At 74.5% G+C, this 21,551-nt stretch carries 21 protein-coding genes; 8 read left to right on the top strand and 13 right to left on the bottom strand.

Translation table 11 applies throughout. The features are described 5' to 3' along the window. Window position 1: 1 nt before the first annotated feature. The 4 genes from BLT52_RS14920 to kal all read right to left on the bottom strand — a co-directional run bounded on the left by BLT52_RS14920 (window position 2) and on the right by kal (window position 4,007). A complete protein-coding gene (locus tag BLT52_RS14920; protein ID WP_090594668.1) occupies window positions 2-841 on the bottom strand; it encodes a serine protein kinase RIO in 840 nt (279 codons plus the stop codon). Window positions 842-995: 154 nt separating this feature from the next. Continuing rightward, window positions 996-1,937: a phosphotransferase family protein gene (locus BLT52_RS14915; RefSeq protein WP_157677155.1), complete on the bottom strand. Its 942-nt coding sequence runs from the start codon at window positions 1,935-1,937 to the stop codon at window positions 996-998. Beyond that, entirely contained in the window at window positions 1,934-3,568 is a 1,635-nt protein-coding gene (lnt, locus tag BLT52_RS14910; RefSeq protein ID WP_090594666.1) for an apolipoprotein N-acyltransferase, read from the bottom strand. The genes BLT52_RS14915 and lnt overlap by 4 nt, the downstream gene beginning before the upstream one ends. A 13-nt stretch (window positions 3,569-3,581) precedes the next feature. Beyond that, window positions 3,582-4,007, bottom strand: coding sequence for a 3-aminobutyryl-CoA ammonia lyase (gene kal / locus BLT52_RS14905; RefSeq protein ID WP_231946337.1), 426 nt, complete (start codon window positions 4,005-4,007; stop codon window positions 3,582-3,584). Window positions 4,008-4,215: 208 nt separating this feature from the next. On the opposite strand from kal, the gene BLT52_RS14900 reads away from it, so the two are divergent. Next, window positions 4,216-5,634, top strand: coding sequence for a KamA family radical SAM protein (locus BLT52_RS14900; protein WP_090594663.1), 1,419 nt, complete (start codon window positions 4,216-4,218; stop codon window positions 5,632-5,634). 21 nt (window positions 5,635-5,655) lie between these two features. Here the strand turns inward: BLT52_RS14900 and BLT52_RS14895 are convergent, their stop codons facing one another. Next, window positions 5,656-6,096 carry an Lrp/AsnC family transcriptional regulator gene (locus BLT52_RS14895; RefSeq protein ID WP_090594661.1) on the bottom strand — a complete coding sequence of 147 codons (441 nt, stop codon included), beginning with the start codon at window positions 6,094-6,096 and terminating at the stop codon, window positions 5,656-5,658. Between the two features lie 64 nt (window positions 6,097-6,160). On the opposite strand from BLT52_RS14895, the gene BLT52_RS14890 reads away from it, so the two are divergent. The 4 genes from BLT52_RS14890 (at window position 6,161) to BLT52_RS14875 (ending at window position 9,417) form a co-directional block, all read left to right on the top strand. After that, complete coding sequence (locus tag BLT52_RS14890) at window positions 6,161-7,144, top strand: 5'-3' exonuclease (RefSeq protein WP_331712545.1); 984 nt, start codon at window positions 6,161-6,163, stop codon at window positions 7,142-7,144. A gap of 310 nt (window positions 7,145-7,454) precedes the next feature. Further along, window positions 7,455-7,898, top strand: a complete 444-nt coding sequence (locus BLT52_RS14885) for an HNH endonuclease (RefSeq protein ID WP_090594660.1) — start codon at window positions 7,455-7,457, stop codon at window positions 7,896-7,898. Then, window positions 7,895-8,542 carry a 5-oxoprolinase subunit B family protein gene (locus BLT52_RS14880; protein WP_090594658.1) on the top strand — a complete coding sequence of 216 codons (648 nt, stop codon included), beginning with the start codon at window positions 7,895-7,897 and terminating at the stop codon, window positions 8,540-8,542. Before BLT52_RS14885 ends, BLT52_RS14880 begins: the two co-directional genes overlap by 4 nt. Next, window positions 8,539-9,417 (top strand): 5-oxoprolinase subunit C family protein, encoded by an 879-nt coding sequence (locus BLT52_RS14875; protein ID WP_090594657.1) that lies wholly within the window; start codon window positions 8,539-8,541, stop codon window positions 9,415-9,417. The genes BLT52_RS14880 and BLT52_RS14875 overlap by 4 nt, the downstream gene beginning before the upstream one ends. Window positions 9,418-9,461: 44 nt before the next feature. Here the strand turns inward: BLT52_RS14875 and metW are convergent, their stop codons facing one another. Further along, a complete protein-coding gene (metW, locus tag BLT52_RS14870) occupies window positions 9,462-10,130 on the bottom strand; it encodes a methionine biosynthesis protein MetW (protein WP_231946336.1) in 669 nt (222 codons plus the stop codon). Next, the gene (gene metX / locus BLT52_RS14865; RefSeq protein WP_231946335.1) at window positions 10,127-11,266 is read right to left on the bottom strand and encodes a homoserine O-acetyltransferase MetX; all 1,140 of its coding nucleotides are present in this window, start codon (window positions 11,264-11,266) and stop codon (window positions 10,127-10,129) included. Before metX ends, metW begins: the two co-directional genes overlap by 4 nt. A 191-nt stretch (window positions 11,267-11,457) precedes the next feature. Between metX and BLT52_RS14860 the strand changes: the two genes are divergently transcribed. Next, window positions 11,458-12,519, top strand: coding sequence for a VIT1/CCC1 transporter family protein (locus BLT52_RS14860; RefSeq protein WP_172804053.1), 1,062 nt, complete (start codon window positions 11,458-11,460; stop codon window positions 12,517-12,519). Between the two features lie 354 nt (window positions 12,520-12,873). On the opposite strand, the gene BLT52_RS14855 is transcribed toward BLT52_RS14860, so the two are convergent. Then, on the bottom strand, window positions 12,874-13,350 hold the full coding sequence (locus tag BLT52_RS14855) for a PPOX class F420-dependent oxidoreductase (RefSeq protein ID WP_090594654.1): 477 nt from the start codon (window positions 13,348-13,350) through the stop codon (window positions 12,874-12,876). Window positions 13,351-13,423: 73 nt separating this feature from the next. Here BLT52_RS14855 and BLT52_RS14850 point away from each other — a divergent pair, with 73 nt between their 5' ends. Continuing rightward, window positions 13,424-15,334 (top strand): glycoside hydrolase family 15 protein, encoded by a 1,911-nt coding sequence (locus BLT52_RS14850; RefSeq protein WP_090594652.1) that lies wholly within the window; start codon window positions 13,424-13,426, stop codon window positions 15,332-15,334. A gap of 54 nt (window positions 15,335-15,388) precedes the next feature. Here BLT52_RS14850 and BLT52_RS14845 read toward each other — a convergent pair whose 3' ends face one another. From BLT52_RS14845 to BLT52_RS14835, 3 genes are all read right to left on the bottom strand, one after another. Continuing rightward, window positions 15,389-16,789: a serine hydrolase domain-containing protein gene (locus tag BLT52_RS14845; protein ID WP_172804052.1), complete on the bottom strand. Its 1,401-nt coding sequence runs from the start codon at window positions 16,787-16,789 to the stop codon at window positions 15,389-15,391. An 87-nt stretch (window positions 16,790-16,876) separates the two neighbouring features. Then, window positions 16,877-17,380 (bottom strand): ArsR/SmtB family transcription factor, encoded by a 504-nt coding sequence (locus BLT52_RS14840; protein WP_231946334.1) that lies wholly within the window; start codon window positions 17,378-17,380, stop codon window positions 16,877-16,879. A gap of 128 nt (window positions 17,381-17,508) precedes the next feature. Further along, complete coding sequence (locus BLT52_RS14835) at window positions 17,509-18,687, bottom strand: MFS transporter (protein WP_197679062.1); 1,179 nt, start codon at window positions 18,685-18,687, stop codon at window positions 17,509-17,511. A 78-nt stretch (window positions 18,688-18,765) separates the two neighbouring features. Between BLT52_RS14835 and BLT52_RS14830 the strand changes: the two genes are divergently transcribed. Further along, window positions 18,766-19,401, top strand: coding sequence for a TetR/AcrR family transcriptional regulator (locus BLT52_RS14830; RefSeq protein WP_090594646.1), 636 nt, complete (start codon window positions 18,766-18,768; stop codon window positions 19,399-19,401). Between the two features lie 19 nt (window positions 19,402-19,420). Here BLT52_RS14830 and BLT52_RS14825 read toward each other — a convergent pair whose 3' ends face one another. Together BLT52_RS14825 and BLT52_RS14820 are read right to left on the bottom strand one after the other, a co-directional pair. Further along, window positions 19,421-20,272 (bottom strand): SDR family NAD(P)-dependent oxidoreductase, encoded by an 852-nt coding sequence (locus BLT52_RS14825; protein WP_090594644.1) that lies wholly within the window; start codon window positions 20,270-20,272, stop codon window positions 19,421-19,423. Window positions 20,273-20,480: 208 nt separating this feature from the next. Then, window positions 20,481-21,359: a manganese catalase family protein gene (locus tag BLT52_RS14820; RefSeq protein WP_090594642.1), complete on the bottom strand. Its 879-nt coding sequence runs from the start codon at window positions 21,357-21,359 to the stop codon at window positions 20,481-20,483. Window positions 21,360-21,551 lie beyond the last annotated feature (192 nt).

The following is a 21,551-nucleotide window of genomic DNA, read 5'->3' as shown; positions in this document are numbered from 1 at the left end:
CTCACCAGGCGACGGCCAGCAACCGCGCGAAGAGCTCCTCGGCGGCGTCGGCGTCGCCGTGCCCGCGACGGGCGAACCACGAGGTGACGTTGCGGCAGTCCCGGTGCAGCAGCTCGGCCCCCTGCGGGTTGGCCACCAGGTCCACCAGCTGGGGGACGTCGATCACCACCAGCCGCTCGCCGGCCAGCAGCAGGTTGTACGGGGACAGGTCGCCGTGCACCAGCCCGGCCCGGGTCATCGTGGTCATGGCCTGCTCCAGCTGCTCCCACAGGGAGGCCAGCAGCGCCGGGGCGGGACGGGTCGCGGCCAGCCTCGGGGCGACCTGGCCGTCGTCGTCGGCGACCAGCTCCATCAGCAGCTCGGTGCCGTCGAGCTGCACCGGGTAGGGCACCGGGACGCCGAGCTGCCACAGCCGCACCAGCCCGGCCCACTCCGCGGCCGCCCACTGCCCGGCCGAGACCTCGCGGCCGTAGGCGGTGCCGCGGGCGGTGGCGCGGGCGTCGCGGGAGTTCCGGGTGCGCCGGCCCTCGGTGTAGGTGGCGTTGCGGTGGAAGAGCCGGTTCTCGGCGTCGCGGTAGCGCTTGCCGATCATCAGCGCGCTGCGGGTCGGGTCCCCGGGGACGGCGCGCTCGAGCAGGAAGCAGTCGGCCTCCTTCCCGCTCTTGACCGCGCCGAGGTCGGTGTCCAGGGCGGCGTCGGCGGTGACGACCCAGGGCGGGCGGGGCTCGGGTCCGCGTCGGCCGGCCTGGACGCTGCTCCAGGTGGACCAGCGCTGGCCGGGGCCGGGTTCGGTGGTGGAGGTGAAGGTCAGGTCGTCGAAGGACCAGTCGGACGGTGGCACAGGAGGGCTCCAGGGTGTCGGAGGGAGACAGGCGGGTCGAGCTCGGCCGAGATCGTCATGACGACCTCCTCCCTGGGACGCCCGGGCGCGGTGCCGGGGCTGGTGGCGCCATCCTGGGCCGGACGCGTCCCGGCGGCAACCCGTTATCGGGGTGCTAGGTGGCGTCGCGGAGCAGCTGCTCCAGCCGGGCCACCGACGCCTCCCAGCCCTGCGGACGGTCGGTGGCGACCCAGGCGCGTTCGGCCACGGTGAGCAGCACCACGTGCAGCTCGAGCCGTCGGCGCTCCTCCGTGGTCGGGTCGTAGGCCTCGAGCAGGGCCTCGGCCGCCGCGGTCTCGTGCTGGCGCAGGTGGGTCGTGGTCAGGGCGAGGTCGGCCATCGGGTCGTCCCAGCCGACCCGTTCCAGGTCGACCAGGCCGGTGATCCGAGCAGGACCGGACACGCCCACCAGCACGTTGCCGCCGTTGAGGTCGTGGTGGCAGAGGGCCGGCCGGACCGGGCGCCGCAGGACGTCGCGGTGGGCGCGCACGAGCCGGCGCACCCGGGCGGCCAGGACGTCGGTCCCACCGGAGGCGGTGAACGCCTCCAGCTGCTCGGCGGCGGTGTGCTCGACCCGCGCCAGCAGCGTCGCCTGGACCGGGTCGTCGGGGAGCGGACCGCCGAACCCCTCGGCGGTGAGGACGTGCAGGGACCGGAGCAGCTGACCGGCCTGACGGGCCAGCGACAGCCGGTCGGTCGCGGGCGCCACCAGGGTGTGGTCGGCCCAGCGGACGCCCGGCAGCCGGGTCATCACCACGACGGTGCTGCCGGCGCCCGGCAGCGGTCCGGAGTGCACCAGCCGCGGGACGGGCACGTCGGGCAGATCGGCCAGCAGCTCCAGGGCCCGGGCCTCGGTGCGCCCGCGACGGGCCGCGGCGGCGGGGAACACCTTGGCCACCAGCGGGGTGCCGTCGGGGGCCACGACCCCCAGCACGGTGGCCACGGCACCCTGGACGGCCGGTCGCCACCCGTCCGGCGTCCCCACGTGGGCCAGGTGCTCGGCCAGCGCCCGGGCCCATCCGTCGGGGTCCTCCCCGGGGGACGTCGGAGCCGTCACGGACGGGCTGCGGGACGCTCCCGGCGACGGAGCAGGGACACGGCCAGGGCCGCCACCGCCGCGGCGGCGGCCAGGGCGCTCACCCAGGGTCCGAGCCGCATCGCCGGGGTGATGGTGGTGCGCAGCGGCATCACGGCGCTGTGGGAGTCGGCGGTGAACTCGGCGGTCTGCCAGAGCACCGTGCCGTCGGCGGCGATGAACCCCGAGGCGCTGCTGGTGGTGGCCACGGCGATCTCCCGCCGGGTCTCCATCGCGCGCACCCGGGTCATGGCGAACTGCTGGGGCACCTCGACCGTGCCGCCGTAGGTGGCCTGGTTGCTCTGCACCACGAGCAGCTCGGTGCCACCGCGGACGGTCTCGGCGACCGTCGCGTCGTAGGCCACCTCGAAGCAGATCAGGGTCCCGACGGCGAGCTCGCGCCCGCCGAGCGGCACCCGCATCACCCCGTCGGTGGTGCCGGCCACCGACTGCGCGCCGACCAGCTGCAGCATCGGCACCAGCGGCAGCAGCACCGAGCGGAGCGGGATGTACTCGCCGAAGGGGACCAGGTCCCGCTTGGGCATCCGGTCCAGCACGCCCTGCTCGGGGTCCCACCACAGGGCCGCGGTCTGGCGCTCGTCCTCCCCCGGTCCGCTGAGCACGGCCCCCACCTGGATCGGGCGGTCGGCGACCATCGAGGCCAGCTGGACGGTGCGCTGGGTGCGGACGTCCAGCAGCGGGTCGATGTCGGTGGAGTTCTCCGGCCAGAGCACGAAGTCCGGTTCGGGCACCTGTCCGGTCCGGGCCCGCGCCATCAGCGTGATGGTCTCGCTGAGGTGGTTGTTGGTCACCGTCCGGGCCCGGCCCATGGCGTTGACCCCGACGCCGTCGACGTTGCCCTGCACCAGGCCGACCGTCACCGACCCGGCGCTCTCCCCCGCGGGCTGCCAGCCTTGCAGCAGCTGCGTCACCCCGCCACCGACCAGGAGGGCCACCAGCACCGCCGCCACCGCCCGGCGCGGGACCCGGGGCCAGGTGGTGCCCAGCCGGGTCGCGCGGAGCGCCAGCCAGGCCACGGCCTGACCGGCCAGCGCGGTGAGCAGGCTGACCCCGGCCACGCCGAGGAAGGGGTAGGCCCCCGCCAGCGGGGCGTCGACCATCACGTAGCCGAGACGGCTCCAGCCGAAGCCGTCGAAGGGCACCGAGGAGTACACCCACTCCACCGCCACCCAGGCCGCCGCTGCCCACAGCGGCCAGCCGGGCACCCGGACCAGCCGGCGCAGCGCCACCGCGAGCAGCCCGTAGACCACGGACTCGAAGGCGATCAGGGCCAGCGCCACCGGCAGCGCGATCACCTGCACCCAGCCGATGGTCAGCCCGAGGAAGGCGAGCCCGAACAGGTAGCCGAGCCCGAAGGTGCGCCGGGGTGCCTCGGCCACCGCGACCGTCAGCAGCGCGACGCCCAGCAGGGTCAGCGGCCACCAGCCCAGCGGGGCGAACCCGGCGGCGGTGAGGACGCCGGCCACCAGGACGGCGGGTGCCCGCCAGCCCAGCCGGCCCAGTGCCTCGCGCCAGGCGGGCTGCTCGGCGGTGGCGGGGTCCCCGTCGGGACCGGGGTCACGGCGGGCGCGCGGGAGGTCGGTGGTCGTCATCGGTGCAGGGGCGTCACTCGACGACCACGGTGCCGGAGGCGCGGACCACGACCAGCGGCTCCTCCAGCAGGTGGGAGGTGCTGTCGGAGACGGGGCGGCGACCGTCCATGTGCTCGGCCGCACGGCAGAGCACCCGGGCCTCGAAGGCGAGCTCCCGGCTGGTGTTGCCGACGCGCAGCAGGATGGCCTCGGCCTCGATCACGTCACCGGTGTGCACCGGCTCGAGGAAGTCCACGTCGGCGAACCCGACCAGCTGGCCCTCGTCGCCGTCGGTGCGGATGCACATCTCGGTGGCCACGTCGCCGAAGAGCCGCAGCACGTAGGCGCCGTCGACCAGCTTGCCGGCGTAGTGCGCCTCCGAGCGCGGGACGTAGCGGCGGTGCAGCACCGAGGTGCCCACGCGCGGATCCGCGTCCGGCTGCTGCTCGACCTCGCTCACGGCCCCACCTCCTGCTGGCCACGTCGACCCTCGACGTCGCGACGCCGAGCCTACCCAGGTCACGGCAGCCGCCGGTGACCCCGACGCCGGGGGCAGATGTCGCCAGCGCGGCGTCACGCCGTGAGTCTTCTTGCCAGACGGAAGTTGGGCAGTAATACTTGCGGCCAATGCGGGGTGTCGACGCAGATCATCAACCGCCGGAGGAACCATGAGCACGACGACCGAGGGCCAGCCCTACGCCTACCGCCGTCGCGAGCTGGTCGAGCCGGACTGGCGGCGGCTGCCGGGCTGGCGCGACGTCACCGAGGAGCAGTGGCGTGACGTGCAGTGGCAGCGGGTGAGCTGCGTCAAGAACGAGGGCCAGCTCCGCGAGGTCGTCGGTGACCTGCTGGACGAGTCCTTCTACGCCGACCTGGCCCGCGACCAGCGCGAGCGGGCGACGATGTCGATGCTGCTGCCGCCGCAGATGCTCAACACGATCGTCCCCGACCGCGTCCCCGACACCGAGGCGTTCCTGGCCGATCCCGTGCGCCGCTACATGCTGCCGGTCTTCTCCGACCGGCGCACCGACTGGCCGTCGCACCCCCGGGCCAGCCGCGACTCGCTGCACGAGCACGACATGTGGGCCACCGAGGGCCTCACCCACCGCTACCCCACCAAGGTGCTCGCCGAGGTGCTGCCCACCTGCCCCCAGTACTGCGGGCACTGCACCCGGATGGACCTGGTCGGGAACTCCACCACCCAGGTCACCAAGCTCAAGTTCGCGGTCAAGCCGAACCAGCGGCTGGACGACATGCTGGACTACCTGCGCCGCACCCCGCAGGTGCGCGACGTGGTGGTCTCCGGCGGGGACGTGGCCAACATGCCCTGGCCGCGGCTGGAGGCCTTCCTCACCTCGCTGCTGGAGATCGAGAACATCCGCGACATCCGGCTGGCCTCGAAGGCGCTGATGGGGATGCCCCAGCACTGGCTCGGTGCCGACCTCCGCGAGGGGCTGGCCCGGGTCTGCCGCACCGCCCGCTCCCGTGGCGTGATGATCGCCCTGCACACCCACGTCAACGCCGCCCAGTCCGTCACCCCGCTGGTGGCCGAGGCCTCCGCGGCGATGCTGGAGGCCGGCGTCCGCGACGTCCGCAACCAGGGCGTCCTGATGGAGGGCGTCAACGCGACGTCGGAGGACCTGCTCGACCTCTGCTTCGCGCTGCTCGACGGCGCCGGCGTCACCCCCTACTACTTCTACATGTGCGACATGATCCCCTTCGCCGAGCACTGGCGGGTACCGGTGGCCCGGGCGCAGGAGCTGCAGCACGCGATCCTCGGCTACCTGCCCGGCTTCGCCACCCCGCGGATCGTCTGCGACGTGCCCTTCGTGGGCAAGCGCTGGGTGCACCAGCTGGCCGACTACGACCGCGAGCGCGGGATCAGCCTGTGGCGCAAGAACTACCGGACCGGGCTGGAGCTGGAGGACGCCACGGCGCTGGACCGCAGCCACGCCTACTACGACCCCATCCACACCCTGCCCGAGGCCGGACGGCGCTGGTGGGCCGAGAACGCCACCCTCGACCTCGCCGCGGAGTCCCGGGCCGCCGAGGCCTCCCGCGGTCTGGCGCTGCTGCAGACCCGCTGACGCGGCGCCGCCGTCGGTTGGTCAACCCGGGAAGGGGCGCTCCTCGTAGGGCACCGACAGCACCAGGGTGGTGTGGGTGGTGACGTTGCCGGTGGTGCGCAGCCGCAGCAGCAGGTGCTCCAGGTCCAGCGGCGTCCCCACCTGCACCTTCAGCAGGTAGTTGGCGTCCCCGGCGATCGAGTAGCAGGAGACGACCTCCTCGATCGGAGCCAGCCGGTCGGGGATGTCGTCGGGCTGGCCCGGGTCGAGCGGGGTGACCTCGACGAAGGCGGTCAGCGTGCGGCCCAGCGCCACCGGGTTCAGCCGGGCGGTGTAGCCGAGGATCACGCCGCGCTGCTCGAGGCGGCGGACCCGCTGCTGGGCGGCGGAGGTGGAGAGACCGGTGGCCTTGCCGATGTCGGTGTAGGACATCCGGCCGTCCCCGGACAGGAGCGCGAGGATCTGTTGGTCGATCTTCTCCATGCGCTGACTCCTCCGGCCTGGTCCACCTCCCGCGGACGTGGGGTCATCGTGCCAGTATCTAGACGTGCCCGACCGACGCCTCATGCTGCTGGACACCGCATCGTTGTACTTCCGTGCCTTCTACGGCGTGCCGACGTCCATCACCGACGAGCACGGCCAGCCGGTGAACGCGGTCCGCGGCCTGCTGGACTTCATCTCCCGCTTCGTCGGCGAGTACCGACCCACCCACCTGGTGTGCTGCTGGGACAACGACTGGCGCCCGCAGTGGCGGGTCGAGCTGCTGGCCTCCTACAAGACCCACCGGGTGGCCGCCGACCCCGCCGCCGGTGCCGGGGTGCTGGGCGCCGGCGGTCAGGGCGCGCAGTCGGGGGTGGCCGAGGAGTCCCCCGACGAGCTGGGCCCGCAGGTGCCGGTGATCCTGGACGTGCTCCGGGCGCTGGGCATCGCGGTGGTGGGCCACGACGGCTACGAGGCCGACGACGTGATCGGCACCCTGGCCACGGTGGGTGCGGCAGCCGGCGCGGCGGTGGACGTGGTCACCGGGGACCGCGACCTGTTCCAGCTGGTCGACGACGCGTCCGGGGTCCGGGTGCTCTACGTCGCCCGGGGCATCAGCAAGCACGAGCGGGTCGACGACGCGTGGGTGCAGCAGAAGTACGCCGTGCCCCCGTCGGCCTACGCCGACCTGGCGGTGATGCGTGGCGACACCTCCGACGGCATCCCCGGCGTCCCCGGGATCGGGGAGAAGACCGGTGCCCAGCTGCTGGCCCGCCACGGCAGCCTGCACGGCATCCTCGCCGCCGCCAGCGCCGACGACCCGACGGTCACCGCCGGGGTCCGGGCCAAGCTGGCCGCCGCCATCGACTACCTGGCGGTGGCCCCCGACGTGGTGCACGTGGTGCGCGACCTCGACCTCGGGGTCGGGCTGGAGGACCTGGTGCTCCCCACCGGGCCCGCCGACCCGGAGGCGCTGGAGGCGCTGGGGACGCGCTGGTCGCTGGGCGGCAGCACCCGGCGGATCGCCGACGCGCTGGCCCTGTCGCGCTGACCTCCCGGGACCGTGACCGGGTTGGTGCAGGAGTTCACCGTTTTGCCGGTGACAAGGACCGATGTCGTGCTTAGTCTGTCCACAGCACCACAGGCGACGCGCCCGACCGCGGGGCGCACCGAGGAAGGAGCAGTGATGGATCTCCAGACGTCCGACCGCTCCACCGTCGGCGCCCTGCAGGTGCGCGTCCGCAGCTGCGACGGCTGTCGGGGCTGAGCCCCGTGCCTGCCCCCGTCTGCCGTCCAGCCTCGTCGCCGGGCGGCTTTTTTCGTCCCCGGACGGCGGGGACCGGCACCGGAAGGAGGACACGATGAGCGGTGTGCTGGTGATCAACACCGACAACACGGCACTGCACACGGTCTCGGTCAAGCACGCCATCGGCATGCTCGTCCGTGAGGTCGCGGTGGTCGAGGAGGCGCGGGACGACCACGCCATCGGCCCCTACCCCTGGCCCCTCGTGCTCCGCCTCGTCCGCTACGTCAAGACCGCCTTCATGTACGCCCGCGCCCCCGGCTGGACCAAGCGGGGCGTGCTGCGCCGCGACGGGCACGTCTGCGCCTACTGCGGCGGCCGTGCCGACACCGTGGACCACCTGGTGCCCCAGTCCCGCGGCGGGCCGAACACCTGGGGCAACACCGTCGCCGCCTGCGGGGCCTGCAACGCGTTCAAGGCCGACCGGACCCCGGCGGAGGCCCGGATGGTGCTGCGGTACGCCCCGTACGCACCGTCGCGGGCCGAGCTGGCCCGGCTCTGAGCGCCACCTCGGCGGACGGTCGCTGGCGGGTCCTGCCCGCCGGCGACCGCGCCCTGCTGGTCGAGGGCCGTGACGCCGGGGAGGCGGTGGCCCTGGCCGGACGGCTGGCCCGCGAACCCGGCGTGGTCGACGTGCTGCCGGCCGGACGCACCGTGCTGGTGTCGCTGACCGGTGCCGGGGCGTGCGCCGCGGTGGTCGAGCGGGTGCTCGCGACGGCGGCCGCGCCCGAGCCGGCGACGGGCGTCCCCGACGGCGCGGAGGACGTCCTGGTCGTGCCCGTGGTCTACGACGGCGCCGACCTGGCCGAGGCGGCCCGGCTGCTGGGGTGCAGCACCGGGGAGCTGGTCCGCCGCCACACCGCCGGCGCGTGGCGCTGCGACTTCCTGGGCTTCGCCCCGGGGTTCGGGTACCTGAGCCGGGAGGACGACCCGCTGGTCCTCCCCCGCCGCAGCACCCCGCGCACGTCCGTCCCCGCGGGGTCGGTCGCCCTGGCCGACGGCCGGAGCGCGGTCTACCCACGGGCCTCGCCGGGTGGGTGGCAGCTGCTCGGGCGCACCTCGCTGGTGCTGTGGGACCTGGACCGCCGCCCACCGGCCCTGCTGCAGCCCGGCCGCCTGGTGCAGTTCCAGGCGGTGGACGCGTGAGCGGTCGTGACGAGGTCGGCGCTCTCACGGTCCTGGCCCCGGGAGCCCTGACCACCGTGCAGGACCTCGGCCGCCCCGGCTGGTGGCGCTCCGGGGTCGGGGTGTCCGGTGCGCTGGACCGCGGGGCCTGCCGGCTGGCCAACCGGCTGGTCGGCAACCCCGAGGACGCCGCGGTGCTGGAGAACCTGGGCGGCGGGCTGGCGCTGCGGGCCACCCGGACGCTGCTGGTGGCGGTGACCGGGGCGGGCACCGTCCTCCGGGTCGACGGTCGACCGCGGTCCTGGAGCGGGGCGGTGACCACCGTCCCGGCCGGCTCGGAGCTGTCGCTGGACGTCCCCCGCTCCGGGTTGCGGTGCTGCCTGGCCGTCCGCGGCGGGATCGACGTGGCGCCGGTGCTCGGCTCACGCAGCCGCGACACCCTGGCCGCCCTCGGGCCGCCGCCGCTGGAGGTCGGGCAGAGGCTCCCCGTCGGGGTGCCGGCAGGGCCCTGGCCGGTGCTGGACTCCGTCCCGCTGCCGACGGGCGACCTGCGCCGGGTCCGAGCCCGACCGGGGCCGCGCGCCGACTGGTTCCGCGACCCGGACGTCCTGCTCACCACCTGCTGGCGGGTCTCCACCTGCAGCGACCGGGTCGGGCTGCGGCTGGAGCCGGCCGGGGGTGCGCTCCCCCGCCGGGTGGACCCGGGACGCGAGCTCCCCTCGGAGGGGATCGCGCTGGGGTCGGTGCAGGTGCCGCCGGACGGGCGTCCGGCGGTGATGCTGGCCGACCACCCCGTCACCGGCGGCTACCCGGTGCTGGCCACGGTGCTGGACGCCGACGTCGACCGGCTCGCCCAGGCGCGTCCGGGTGACGTGATCGGATTCGTCCCTGGCTGATGCCGCCGGGCCGTCGGCGGGAGCGGGAGCGGGAGCGGCCGGCGTCAGGGCGTCGCGTCGCCGCCGCGGGCCAGCAGGTACACCGCCGCGCCGGAGAGCAGGTTGGCCAGCGGGTCGGGCCAGCTCGCCACCCGTCCGGCGGCGTCGAAGAGGATCCTCTGCTCCACGGTGAAGCCCTGCTCGGCCAGGAACTCCTCCAGGTCGACCAGGGTGGCGTTGTGGATGTTGGGGGTGTCGTGCCAGTCGTAGGGCATCTGGGGCGACATCGGCATCCGCCCGCGCAGCAGCCGCCAGCGGTGGCTCCACAACCCGAAGTTGGGCACCGAGACGATGCAGCGCGGCGCGATCCGGCTCATCTGGGCCAGCACCTCCGCCGGGCGCCGGGTGGCCTGCAGCACCTTGGACAGCACCACCACGTCGTAGGAGTCGTCGCCGAACTCGTGCAGCTGGGCGTCGATGTCGAGCTCGATCACCGACACCCCCGCGCCGATGGCCTCGACCACGGCCTCGGGGTCGATCTCCACCCCGGTGCCGGTGCAGCCGTGGCGGCGCTCGAGGTGGCGGACCAGCTGGCCGTCCGCGCAGCCGAGGTCGAGCACCCGGCTGCCGTCGGCGATCAGGTCGGCCACCACGGCGAGGTCGTCGCGCAGGTCGAGGTGCCGGGTCGGGCGTCGCCGCCTGGCCCCGGCGCCCGCGGGGAGCCGGCCGCTCACCCGGGCACCGACCGGTCCAGCGCCCGGTCCAGGAAGGCCCGCACGGTGGCGTGGTAGGGCTCGACCTCGAGCAGGAAGGAGTCGTGGCCCCACGGGGAGCTGATCTCGCGGAAGGCGACCGGGACCCGGGCGGCCTCCAGCCGGCGCACGATCGCGCGGGAGTGCTCGGTGGAGAAGCGCCAGTCGCTGTCGAAGGAGACCACCAGCACCCGGGTGCCGGCCGCGGCGACGTCGGCCGGGTCGTGCTCGCTGAACGGTTCGAACCAGTCCATCGCCCGGGTCAGGTACAGGTAGGACAGGGCGTCGAAGCGGGTGAGGAAGGTGTCGCCCTGGTGGCGCAGGTAGCTCTCCACCGCGAAGTCGACGCCGAAGCCCGGCCCGGTCTGCTCGGGGTCCTGGATGCGGCGGCCGAACTTGGTGGCCATCGCCTCCTCCGACAGGTAGGTGATGTGGGCCAGCATCCGGGCGATGGAGAGCCCGGTGGCCGGGGTGGCGCCGGCGGCGGAGTACTGGCCGTCGTGGAAGTCCGGGTCGCGCATGATCGCCTCGCGCCCGACCGCGGAGAAGCCGATGTTCTGCGCGCTGAGCCGGCTGGAGGCGGCCACGATCACCGCGTTCTCCACCTGCTCGGGGTGGCGCAGCGTCCACTCCAGCACCTGCATGCCGCCGAGCGAGCCGCCGACCAGCCCGAGCAGCCGCGGGATCCGGAGGTGCTCCAGCAGGGCCCGGTGCACGGTGACGAAGTCGGCGATCTGCAGCAGCGGGAAGTCCAGCCCGTACGGCTGGCCGGTGGCCGGGTCGGTGGAGGCCGGGCCGGTGGTGCCCTGGCAGCCGCCGAGCAGGTTGGCGCACACGACGAAGAAGCGGTCGGTGTCCAGCGGCTTGCCCGGGCCGATCAGGGTGTCCCACCAGCCGGGGCGGCGGTCTCCGGGGTGCCAGCCGGCGGCGTGGGCGTCCCCGGTGAGGGCGTGGCAGATCATCACGGCGTTGTCGCGCTCGGGGGTGAGCTCGCCGTAGGTCTCGTAGGCGACGTCGACCTCGGTGAGCCGCTCACCGCTGGCCAGGACCAGGGGTGCGGAGGCGTCGAAGAGCCGCACCCGCTCGGTGCGCACCTCCCCCAGCTGTCCTCGACCCACCCCCGCGAGGCTAGGCAGCGCCGGTGGGGGTGGCCGGCCGGTCCACCATCCGGTCAGCGGTCACCGCCGGCCGGCGTCGGTGCTCCCGGGAGCCGGTGCCCGTCGGCGGCGACCAAGCGGTAGCCGACCGCGACCGGTGGGCGGCCGTCGTGGAGGGGCTCCGTCGGGGTCAGGACTGGCATCATCGTCTGGTGCACGAGCAGACCATCGACGAGCGGACCCGACGACGCTGGCGGCAGTACCTGGCCGACGAGCGCGCCGAGGCGCGGGTCTACCGTGCCCTGGCCGGGCGCCGGCACGGCGAGGAGCGGGAGATCCTGCTGGCCATCGCCGAGGCGGAGGGACGTCACGAGGAGCACTGGCGGAGGCTGCTGGGCGAGGACCGCGGACGTCCGGCCCACCCCGGCGTCCGCACCCGGGTGCTCGGCTGGCTGGCCCAGCACCTCGGGTCGGTGTTCGTGCTGGCCCTGATGCAACGGGCCGAGCAGCGCTCGCCCTACGAGGAGGACCTGCACGCCACCCAGCAGATGGCTGCCGACGAGCACATCCACGCCGAGGTCGTCCGCGGGCTGGCGGTGCGCGGGCGGCAGCGCATCTCGGGGACCTTCCGGGCGGCGGTGTTCGGGGCCAACGACGGGCTGGTCTCCAACCTGGCTCTGGTGCTGGGCATCGGGGCCACCGGGGTGTCCACCCCGGTCGTGCTCGCCGCGGGGCTGGCCGGCCTGCTCTCCGGGGCGCTGTCGATGGGAGCCGGGGAGTTCGTCTCGGTGCGCTCCCAGCGCGAGCTGCTGCTGGCCTCCACCCCCAACCCCGCCACCCCCGACTACCTCCCCCGCCTCGACGTCGACGCCAACGAGCTCGCGCTGGTCTACCGCGCCCGCGGGATGTCGCCGGAGGAGGCGGAGCAGCACGCGGCCGAGGTGCTGCAGGGAGCCCGCACGCTGCAGGTCGGCGAGGACGAGGCCCACGAGGAGCTGGGCACCGCCTGGGGTGCGGCGTGGTCGAGCTTCGCCTTCTTCGCCTCCGGCGCGATCATCCCGGTGCTGCCCTACCTGCTGGGGCTGACCGGCCTGACTGCCGTGCTGACCTCCACCGCGCTGGTCGGCCTGGCCCTGCTGCTCACCGGCTCGATCGTGGGCCTGCTCTCCGGGGCCTCCCCGCTGCGCCGGGCGCTCCGCCAGCTGGCCATCGGCTGGGGCGCCGCCGCGGCCACCTACGGGCTGGGTCTCCTCTTCGGCGCCCAGGTCGGCTGACCGACCCCTGGGCGGCTGTATGTCGTCGGTGTGTCGCTCGGCGTTGCGCGGTGTGTCGCGGTGTTCCGGGCTGACGGCGTACAGGTTCCCAGGGTGGGTGCCCGGCTACCGGACGACTGCGCTGGCCGCCGACCGGCGCTGGTGTGGATTTGCGGATGGGGCCGGCGGGCTCATCCGGCGTGCCCGGGGCGGGCGCCCGTCCAGCGAGTCCGCGGGCCGACCCGGGGCAGGCGTTCCCTGGAATCGTGTTCGTCGCCCGCTCATGACCCCGCGACACACCGCGCCACGCCGGGCGAGACCGCGACGACATACAGCCGGGCAGGGGTCGGGCGCGAGGGCCGGGCCAGAAGCGGGTCAGCCGTCGAGGCGGGCGGCGACGTCGCTGGGGAAGCCCCCGGTGGCGATCGGGCCCCAGCGGCGCGGGGTGACGCGGACCAGCGACTTGTCCTGCAGCCGCATGGCGGCGCGGTACTCGTCCCAGTCCGGGTGCTCCCCGCTGATGCAGCGGAAGTAGTCGACCAGGGCGTCCTCGGCCTCGGGCATGTGCAGCACCTGGGCCTCGCCGTCCACCTGCACCCACGCGCCGCCGAAGTCGTCGGAGAGCACGCAGACGCTGACCTGCGGGTCCCGCTCGGCGTTCACCACCTTGGCGCGCGTGGGGTAGGTGGAGATGACGATCCGTCCCTCCGGGTCCACGCCGCCGGAGACCGGGGAGATCTGAGGGCCGCCGTCGCGGCGCCGGGTCACCAGCAGCATGTGGTGCCGGGGCCGGACGAAGTCCAGCAGCTCGTCGAGCTCGGCGCGGGTGTTCGTGGCGATGGAGCGGCTCATGCGCCGACCCTACGACGCGCCTGTTCCCGACGTCGGGACGGGCCGTTCCCAGCCGGTTGGCAGACTGGCGGCCATGACCACCACCCGGGCCACCTCCTCCCACCCCGGGGACTGGTTCCCCCCGCTCGACACCACCGCGAGCGTCCGCGTCGGGTCCTGCCCGCTGCACTGGCAGCAGGACGAGCCGGTCGAGGCACCGGTGGACGAGCGCGACGCCGACGGCTACCTCGACCTTCGCTCCTACGCCTCGATCGGGGACGGTCGCACCATCGCGCTGGTCGGTCGCGACGGCCGGATCGACTGGTTGCCGCTGCCCAACCTCGACTCACCAGCGCCCTTCGGTGCCCTGCTGGACGAGACCGACGGCGGCTACCTGGCGCTGCGACCGGTGGAGGACTTCACGGTCAGCCGGCGCTACCTGACCGATACCAACGTGCTGCAGACCACCTTCCGGACGGCCTCGGGCCTCGTGCAGGTCACCGACGCGATGAACACCGGGGTGGCCGGTCGGCTCCCCTGGGGCGAGCTGGCCCGGCGGATCGAGGGCGTCGAGGGCGCGGTGGAGATGCGGGCCGAGGTGCGTCCGGGGACCTGCCTGAACCGGGCCTCCGCCTGGATCCACGACACGGTCCAGGGCCGGGTGCTGCGGGTGAACGGGCTGACCATGGCGGTCCGCACCCTGCAGGAGGAGTCCGTCGCCGTCGAGGACCGGGCGGTCGTCGTGCGCTACCGGACCAGCCCCGGGTCGCGGCACCTGCTGGGGCTGGTGGCCACCGAGGGCGAGCCGCTCTCGCTCCCCCTCCCCGAGGACGTCGACGCCCGCGTCGACCGCACCATCGCCGGGTGGCGCGACTGGTCCGGGGCGGTGGCCTGGGAGGGACGGTGGCAGCCGCTGGTGCGCCGCAGCGCGCTGCTGCTCAAGCAGCTGATCCACGCCCCCACCGGTGCCGTGGCCGCGGCCGCGACCACCTCCCTGCCGGAGTCGCTGACCCGCCGGAAGAACTGGGACTACCGCTACAGCTGGACCCGCGACTCCGCCTACACCCTGACCGCGCTGCTGCGCTTCGGCGTCCGGGAGGAGACCCACGCCGCGATCAGCTGGATGCTGCGGACCCTGCGCAGCCACGGCGGCGAGCCGATGGTGCTGAGCCGCCTCGACGGCACCCACCCCGGGACCACGGTCGAGGAGCACGACGTCCCCGGGTGGCGCGGGACCGGTGGCGTGGTGACCGGCAACCCCGCCGCCGACCAGCTGCAGCTGGGGGTCTTCGGCGACGTGTTCAGCATCGTCACCCTCTACGTCGAGCAGGGCAACGTGCTCGACGACGCCACCAGCCGGCTGATGACGCAGCTGGCCGACCAGGCCTGCGACGTCTGGCGGCTGCCGGATGCCGGCATGTGGGAGCTGCCGGTGTCGCGCCACCACATCACCTCCAAGCTCGGCTGCTGGCACGCACTGACCCAGGCGGTGCGGCTGGCCGAGGCCGGACAGGTGCCCGGTGACGCCGAGCGGTGGCGGTCCGAGGCCGAGCGGGTCCGGGCCTGGGTGGAGGAGCACGGCTGGGACGAGGAGCTGGGGGCCTACGTCTGGTACCCGGGCAGCAAGGAGCTGGACGCCTCGATCCTGCTGCACGCGATCAGCGGGTTCGACCGGGGCGAGCGGATGTCCTCCACCCTGGACGTCCTGCGCCGCGAGCTCGCCGACGGGGAGCACCTCTACCGCTACACCGGTGCGGCCGACGAGGAGGGCGCCTTCGTGGCCTGCTCCTACTGGATGGTGTCGGCGCTGACCCTCGTCGGCCGGGTGGACGAGGCGGTGGAGCTGATGGACTGCCTGGACCGCGCCCCCAACGACGTCGGGCTGCTGGCGGAGATGATCGACCCCAGGACCCAGGGCTTCCTCGGCAACCTGCCGCAGGCTCTCAGCCACCTGGCCCTGGTCAACGCCGCGATCACCCTGAACGACAGCCTCGAACAGGACTGACGCAGCGATGACCGTGGACGACGGCCTCGAACCGAACTGCCGTCCCGTCACCGGTCAGAGCATGGCGACGGCCAGGAGCAGGAGGCCGACGGAGGCCAGCAGCGACACGACCTCGACGATGCGGCGGCTGCCGCCCCACGGGAGCCCGGCCCGGCGCAGCACGGACAGGACGGCCACGGCGGCCCAGCCGGCGAGGAGCCCGGTCCAGAGCTGGCCGGGGAGGTGGGCCCAGGGCCCGGCGGCGAGCAGGACCAGCAGACCGGCGGCTCCCTGCAGCACCCCGTCGAGCAGACCGGTCCTGCTGCGGACCCGCACCAGCCCCACCACGGACCCGACCAGCAGGGCCAGACCCAGCAGCGGTGCGGCCAGCGCCGGCAGCTCGACCCGGGGGCCGTCCTCGGGGTTCGGTCGTCCCAGCAGCAGCGCTCGGGTGGCCTGGTCGACCCAGCGGTCGGTGTTGTTCAGCAGCACCACGGCCTCGCCCCGCTCACGGTCGAGCTCGATCCGGGTCCGCGAGCCGGCGGTGCCACCGTTCTTCCCGGTCAGCACCCGTCCGTCGACCTCGTCCACGTCCCAGAGCAGCCCGGTGCGTCCGCCCGCGCTGTCGTCGGCCACCGGCTCGAGCGCGGCCATCCCGGGCGCCCGGCCCTCGAGCACCGCCTGGGCGAACCGTCCCAGGTCGGCCGCGGTGGTGGTGGTCGACGTCCCGGCCGGGGCCATGCCCTCACCCCACCAGCGCGCGGCCGGCCACCCGTTGGCGAGGTGCGGGTGCACGTCCGGGTCCGGACCGGAGACGGCGATGCGTGTCGAGGTCATCCCCAGCGGGTCCAGCATCCGGGTCCGGAGCAGTGTCGGCCAGTCCTGCGCGCCGGTGGCGCGGGCCAGCGCGTGCCCGAGCAGGGCGGTCCCGAGATTGGAGTACTGGTACCGGCCCCTGCCGGCCAGCTGCACCGTGCGCGCCTGGGTCAGCACCTCCGCGGTGGAGATCTCGTAGACGTTGCTGTTGGTCACGCCCGCCACCAGCCCGGTCCCGATCAGCGCCGGCGGCAGCCCCGGCGCGCCGCCGTGGTGGGTCGCCACCTCCTGCAGGGTGACCTCGCCGACCGCGCTGCCCGCCAGCTCGGGGAGCCAGCGCTGGAGCGGGTCGTCCAGGCCGGCCTCCCCGCGTTCGACGGCGTCGGCCAGCAGCATCCCGGTGAGGACCTTGGTGATGGAGCCCAGCTCGTAGCGGGCGTCGGGGCCCGGGCCCATCCGCTCCTCCCCCACGCCGGCCACGCTGACCTGTCCGTCGCGCACCCGGACGGCCGTGACCGCCCCGAACCCGCGGGGGTCACCGAGCGCGGCGACCGTGTCCGCGGCCAGGGCCTCGTCCCCGCTGGTGGCGGTGGCCCGGGGCGTGTGCGGGCCGACCACGAGACCGACCAGCAGGCCGACGGCGGCCGCGACCAGGGGCACCAGCCACCACCGACGTGGACGTCGGAGCCCACCGCCGACCGGGGTCGGTGGTGCGAGGAGGGTGCTGCTGGGGACCACGAGATCACCTCACGGGGTGTGGAGGACGGACATCAGGGCGAGGACGGGCACGACGCGGGTGGCGGGGACCGCCCACCGGCCTCGGCCGGCCGAGGCGACCCAGCCGGCGGCGGCCAGGGCACGGAGGTGGTGGTGGACCTGACCGGTGGTGCCGACGGCGTCGTCGGCGACCAGGGCGGCGGTGGTGTCGGTCCCTGAGAGCACGAGCTGCAGCAGGTGCAGCCGGACCGGGTGGGCCAGGGCGGCGAGGCCGTCGGCGACCAGCGACCAGTCCCGGGCCAGCAGGTCCCCCGTGGTGTGGCCGTACTGCCAGCGCACGGGGCCCGCCGCCACCTCGACGTGACCGCCGTAGTGGACGGCGCCGTCGGGGTCGCGCCGGAGGGACTCCTCGATCAGCCACGGCTCCCCGTCGCCGACCCGGACCTCGCCGCCCGGACGTCCCGCCGCCGCCTCCTCGAGAGCGGCCAGCCGCTGCTCCAGGGCGTCCAGCCGGTCGATCATCGCGTCGTCCACGCGAATAAAGTATCGAACTACGTAGTTACGTACAATCCCGCCGAAGCCGAGCAGTCGACCGGACTGGGAGCACCTGCGGAGCAATCCTCCGACGGGTGGGCACGTCGAGCAGGACGACGTGCGGCGGATCACGGCGCCTCGACCCGGACCTCGGGACGCCCGCCGGTCGGGACCGGCCGGCGGTCCGTGGCTGCTCTGCGCGGGACGACGCCCGCGGCCACGACCAGGAGGGCGGCGCCGACCCAGAAGGCGGTCGGTGCGCCCGCCCGTGCGGCGACGGTGCCGGCCACCGTCGCCCCCAGGGCCTGCCCGGCGGTCAGGGCGGTGAAGAGGGTCGCCGTGGCCTGCCCCGCGGCACGGGGCCGGAGCGCCGCACCCCAGGCGATCAGGACGCCGCTCAGCGCGGTGTAGGCCCCGCCGAAGAGCGCGCCGGCCAGCGCCGCGACCAGCACCTGACCGGGAGCCAGGGCCAGCAGGGCCGTGCCGAGCGCGGTCCCGACGGCGGTGAGCACCCAGGCGCCGCCCAGACCGAGCCGGCGGACGGCGTCACCACTGAGGGCGCCGAGGACGGCCGCGACCCCCAGCAGGCACCACAGGGCCGCCGTGGTCCGCTCGGGCAGACCGCCGGTGGTGGTCACCAGGTCGCGTCCGAACGTCCACACCGCAGCGCTGCCCGTACCCGCCAGGGCGGCCGCGAGGACGGGGCGGACCATCCTGCGGCGCAGCCCGCCACCCGGCTGCTCCGGGGTGGTGCCTGCCCCGGTCTCGCGCGAGCCGTCCGGCCAACGGGTCAGCCGGTCGACCACCGCCGCGGTGGCCAACGCGGCCACGGCTGCGCCCACCCACACCGGACGCCAGACCTGGGGCGCGGCCAGCGTCGCCACCCCGGCCACCGCCACCCCGACCCCCGTGCCGGCGTTGACCACAGCCTGCGCCCGAGCCACCAGCGGCTCGCGCACGGTGGCGGCGACCGCCACCACGAGCGCCGGGGAGGCGGCCCCGGCAGCGCTGCCGGCCACGAGCACGCCGGCTGCCAGCACCGGGGCCGACCAGGCCACCGCGACCAGCAGCGCCCCGGCGGCCGCGAGCAGGGCGGCGATCCACAGCACCACCCGGGCGCCGCGCCGGGGCATCAGCCGCTGGGCGGTCAGTGCGGCGAGGCAGTACGCGGCGAAGCTGCCGGAGGCGATCGCGCCGGCCGTCGACGTCGACAGCGAGAACTCCGCCGCCAGCTGCGGCAGCTGCAGCCCGTACCCGTAGCGCACCATCCCGTAGCTGACGGCGATCAGGCCCGTCCCGGACACCACGAGCCCGAGCGGCCGCCGACCGGACGAGCTGGAGTGACGTAACGATCGTTTCACCATAGTGGTCGTTGTGGTAGCCCCATGGCGACACGTACGGCGAGGCCACCGGCGCGCGAGCGGCTGCTGACGGCGGCTGAGGAGCTGTTCTACGAGCACGGCATCTCGGCCACCGGGGTGGACGCCGTGCTGCGGCGGGCCGAGGTCTCCCCGGCGACCTTGTACGCCCACTTCGCCGGCAAGGACCACCTGGTCGCCGCCTACCTGCAGCGCCGCCTCGATCGGTGGCGGACCACCTGGGACGAGGTCCTGCAGCGCTGCGGCGACGACCCGGTCGCGCGTGCCCTGTCGCTGTTCGACGCCCTGGCGGAGTTCGAGCGCACCACCACCCGGGGCTGCGCCTTCCTGGCGGCCGCGGTCGAGGTGACCGACCCCCAGCACCCCGCCCACCCGGTGCTGGTGGCCGACACCCGCCTGCTGCAGGAGCGGTTGGGTGAGCTCGCGGCCGGTACCGGCGCCCGCGACCCCGACGCGCTGGCAGCCGAGCTGCTGCTGCTCTACGACGGCGCCCTGGCCGCCCGGACCCGCCGGGCGACGACGTCCGGTCCGGACGAGGCCACGGGCCCGGCGGTGCGCGAGCTCGCCGCCGCTGCGATCGCCCGGCACACGGCCGCAGCCGAGTCGGACCAGGGCACAGCCAGGCGCGGTCAGCCCGGCTGAGCCGCTTGTGGCAGGGGCGTCATCCGGTCGGGTCGTCCTCCGGCGGCTTGGTCTGCGCTCCCATGCCCGGCGTGGCCAGCCGGTCCGGGAGGTGGGTCGCCGCCTCCGACATCAGGCGGTTGCGCATCCCCGGCACCACGTGCGGCTTGCCGGCCATCATGGCCTCGAAGCCCTTGCCGGCCACCTCGACCGGGTCGTCCTTCGGTCCCTGGGCGATCGGGGTCTCCTCCATGTCGGCCCGCTCGAAGAAGTGGGTGTCGGTCGGCCCCGGCATCAGCGACGTGACGCTGACCCCGGTGTCCTTCAGCTCGTGGCGGATCGCCTCGGCGAAGGAGTGCGCGAAGGCCTTCGACGCGGCGTAGGTGGCGTGGAAGGGGCCGGGCGCGGTGGCGGCGATCGAGGAGGTGACCAGGATGCGGCCGGAGCCGGTGCCCACCATCTGGTCCACGACCAGCTTGGCCAGGTGGACGGTGGAGCGGACGTCGAGGTCGACGACCTCGAGGTGGCGCTCCAGCGGGGTGTCGGCGAAACGGCCGCCGACGGCCACCCCGGCGTTCAGCGCCGCCGCGGCCAAGGGGCGTCCGGTACCGAGCACCTGCGTCCAGACCTCCTCCACACCCTCGGGGCGGCTCAGGTCGGCCTGGACGGCCAGCACCTGGCGGCCGGAGACCCGGAGCGCGTCGGCCGCGGCCCCCAGCGCGTCGTCCTCGGCCACGACGACCACGTCGAAGCCGTTCTGGACGAGGTGCCGGGCCAGCCCGAGGCCGATCCCGCTGGAGGCGCCGGTGACCAGCGCCAGGCCGTTCTCGGCGGGGCCGCCGGAGGCGGTCGTGAACTCGTCGTCGGTGGGGGTGCTGCTGGTGTCGGTCATGCTCGGGTGCTACCCACTGCCGGCCCCTCGGCACACCGGGGAGACGTGGGCGAAGCAGCGCGCCGCGGTCCTCGTCCGGACGTCGTCGTGACCGCGCGAGACCGGACGGGCGGAGGCCGCCGGGAGCAGGGGTCGGGCGGCGGCCGACCGGGGCGGGACGCGCGACAGCCCGGCACCGCGGGTGCGGTGCCGGGCTGCTGCAGCGGGCTCACTTGCCGGCGATGTCCTTGACCGTGGCCTTGGCCTTGTCCAGGAGGTTCGGCTGCGCGTCGGTGCCGTACAGCCGCGGGTCGGGCTGGGTGGGCGGCGGCATGTGCGCCGCCGTGGTCGGCCCGTCGTGGTAGGTGAAGGTCCCGTTGCCGTCCGGCGTGGGGCCGGAGGCCCAGCTGCCCTCGGCGGCGGCAGCACCGTCGGAGAAGTTGAGGTACTGGTACGCCACCTCGGAGTGCTCGAGCTTCTGCGGGAAGTTGCTCGGGACGGGGAGCTGCTCCAGACCGTCGGCCTGCAGCTCGGCGATGGCCGCCAGCCACTGGTTCTGGTGCATCGTGTCGCGGGCGATCAGGAACGACAGCAGGTCGCGGACGCCCTTGTCGTCGGTCATGTGGTAGAGCCGGGCCGCCTGCACCCGTCCCTGCATCTCGCCGTTGGCGTTGGCGTGGAAGTCCGCCATCAGGTTGCCGCTGGCGGTGATGTAGCTGCCCTGCCAGGGGTTGCCGTTGCTGTCGACCGGGCGCGCGCCGGCGCCGGCGACGATGGCGTGCTGCACGTCGGTGCCGCCGATCACGGCAGCCATCACCGGGTCGGAGTCCACGGTCGCCTGCAGGTCGGCGTTGGGGTCCTTCTCGAGCAGCTGGGCGATCATGATCGCCAGCATCTCCACGTGGCCGAACTCCTCCGAGCCGATGCCGAAGAGGAGGTCGCGCCACTTGCCCGGGATGTGGATGTTCCAGGCCTGGAAGCCGTACTGCATGGCGATGGTGATCTCGCCGTACTGCCCGCCCAGCACCTCCTGGAGCTTGCGCGCGTAGACGGCGTCCGGCTTGTCGGGCTTGGCCTTGAACTGCAGCTCCTGCTTGTGGAAGAACATCGCGCTCCTTCGTCAGACCTCTGATGAGTGGCCAGCGGCGGCGCACCGGGGGTGACCGGCCGCGGGGAGGGCGAGGAGACGGTGGCGGTTCGGGGGTGGCCGCGCACGCCGCTGGTCCTCGGCGCCTCGAGGTGTTCCTACCCGACCGATCCCCCTCCACACCGGGTGCTCGGCGGCAGCGTCAGATGCGAA

Source organism: Auraticoccus monumenti (assembly GCF_900101785.1).
Classification (GTDB): domain Bacteria; phylum Actinomycetota; class Actinomycetes; order Propionibacteriales; family Propionibacteriaceae; genus Auraticoccus; species Auraticoccus monumenti.
The sequence above is the reverse complement of the archived record's forward strand: the minus strand, read 5'-3'. Positions and strand labels throughout refer to the sequence as shown.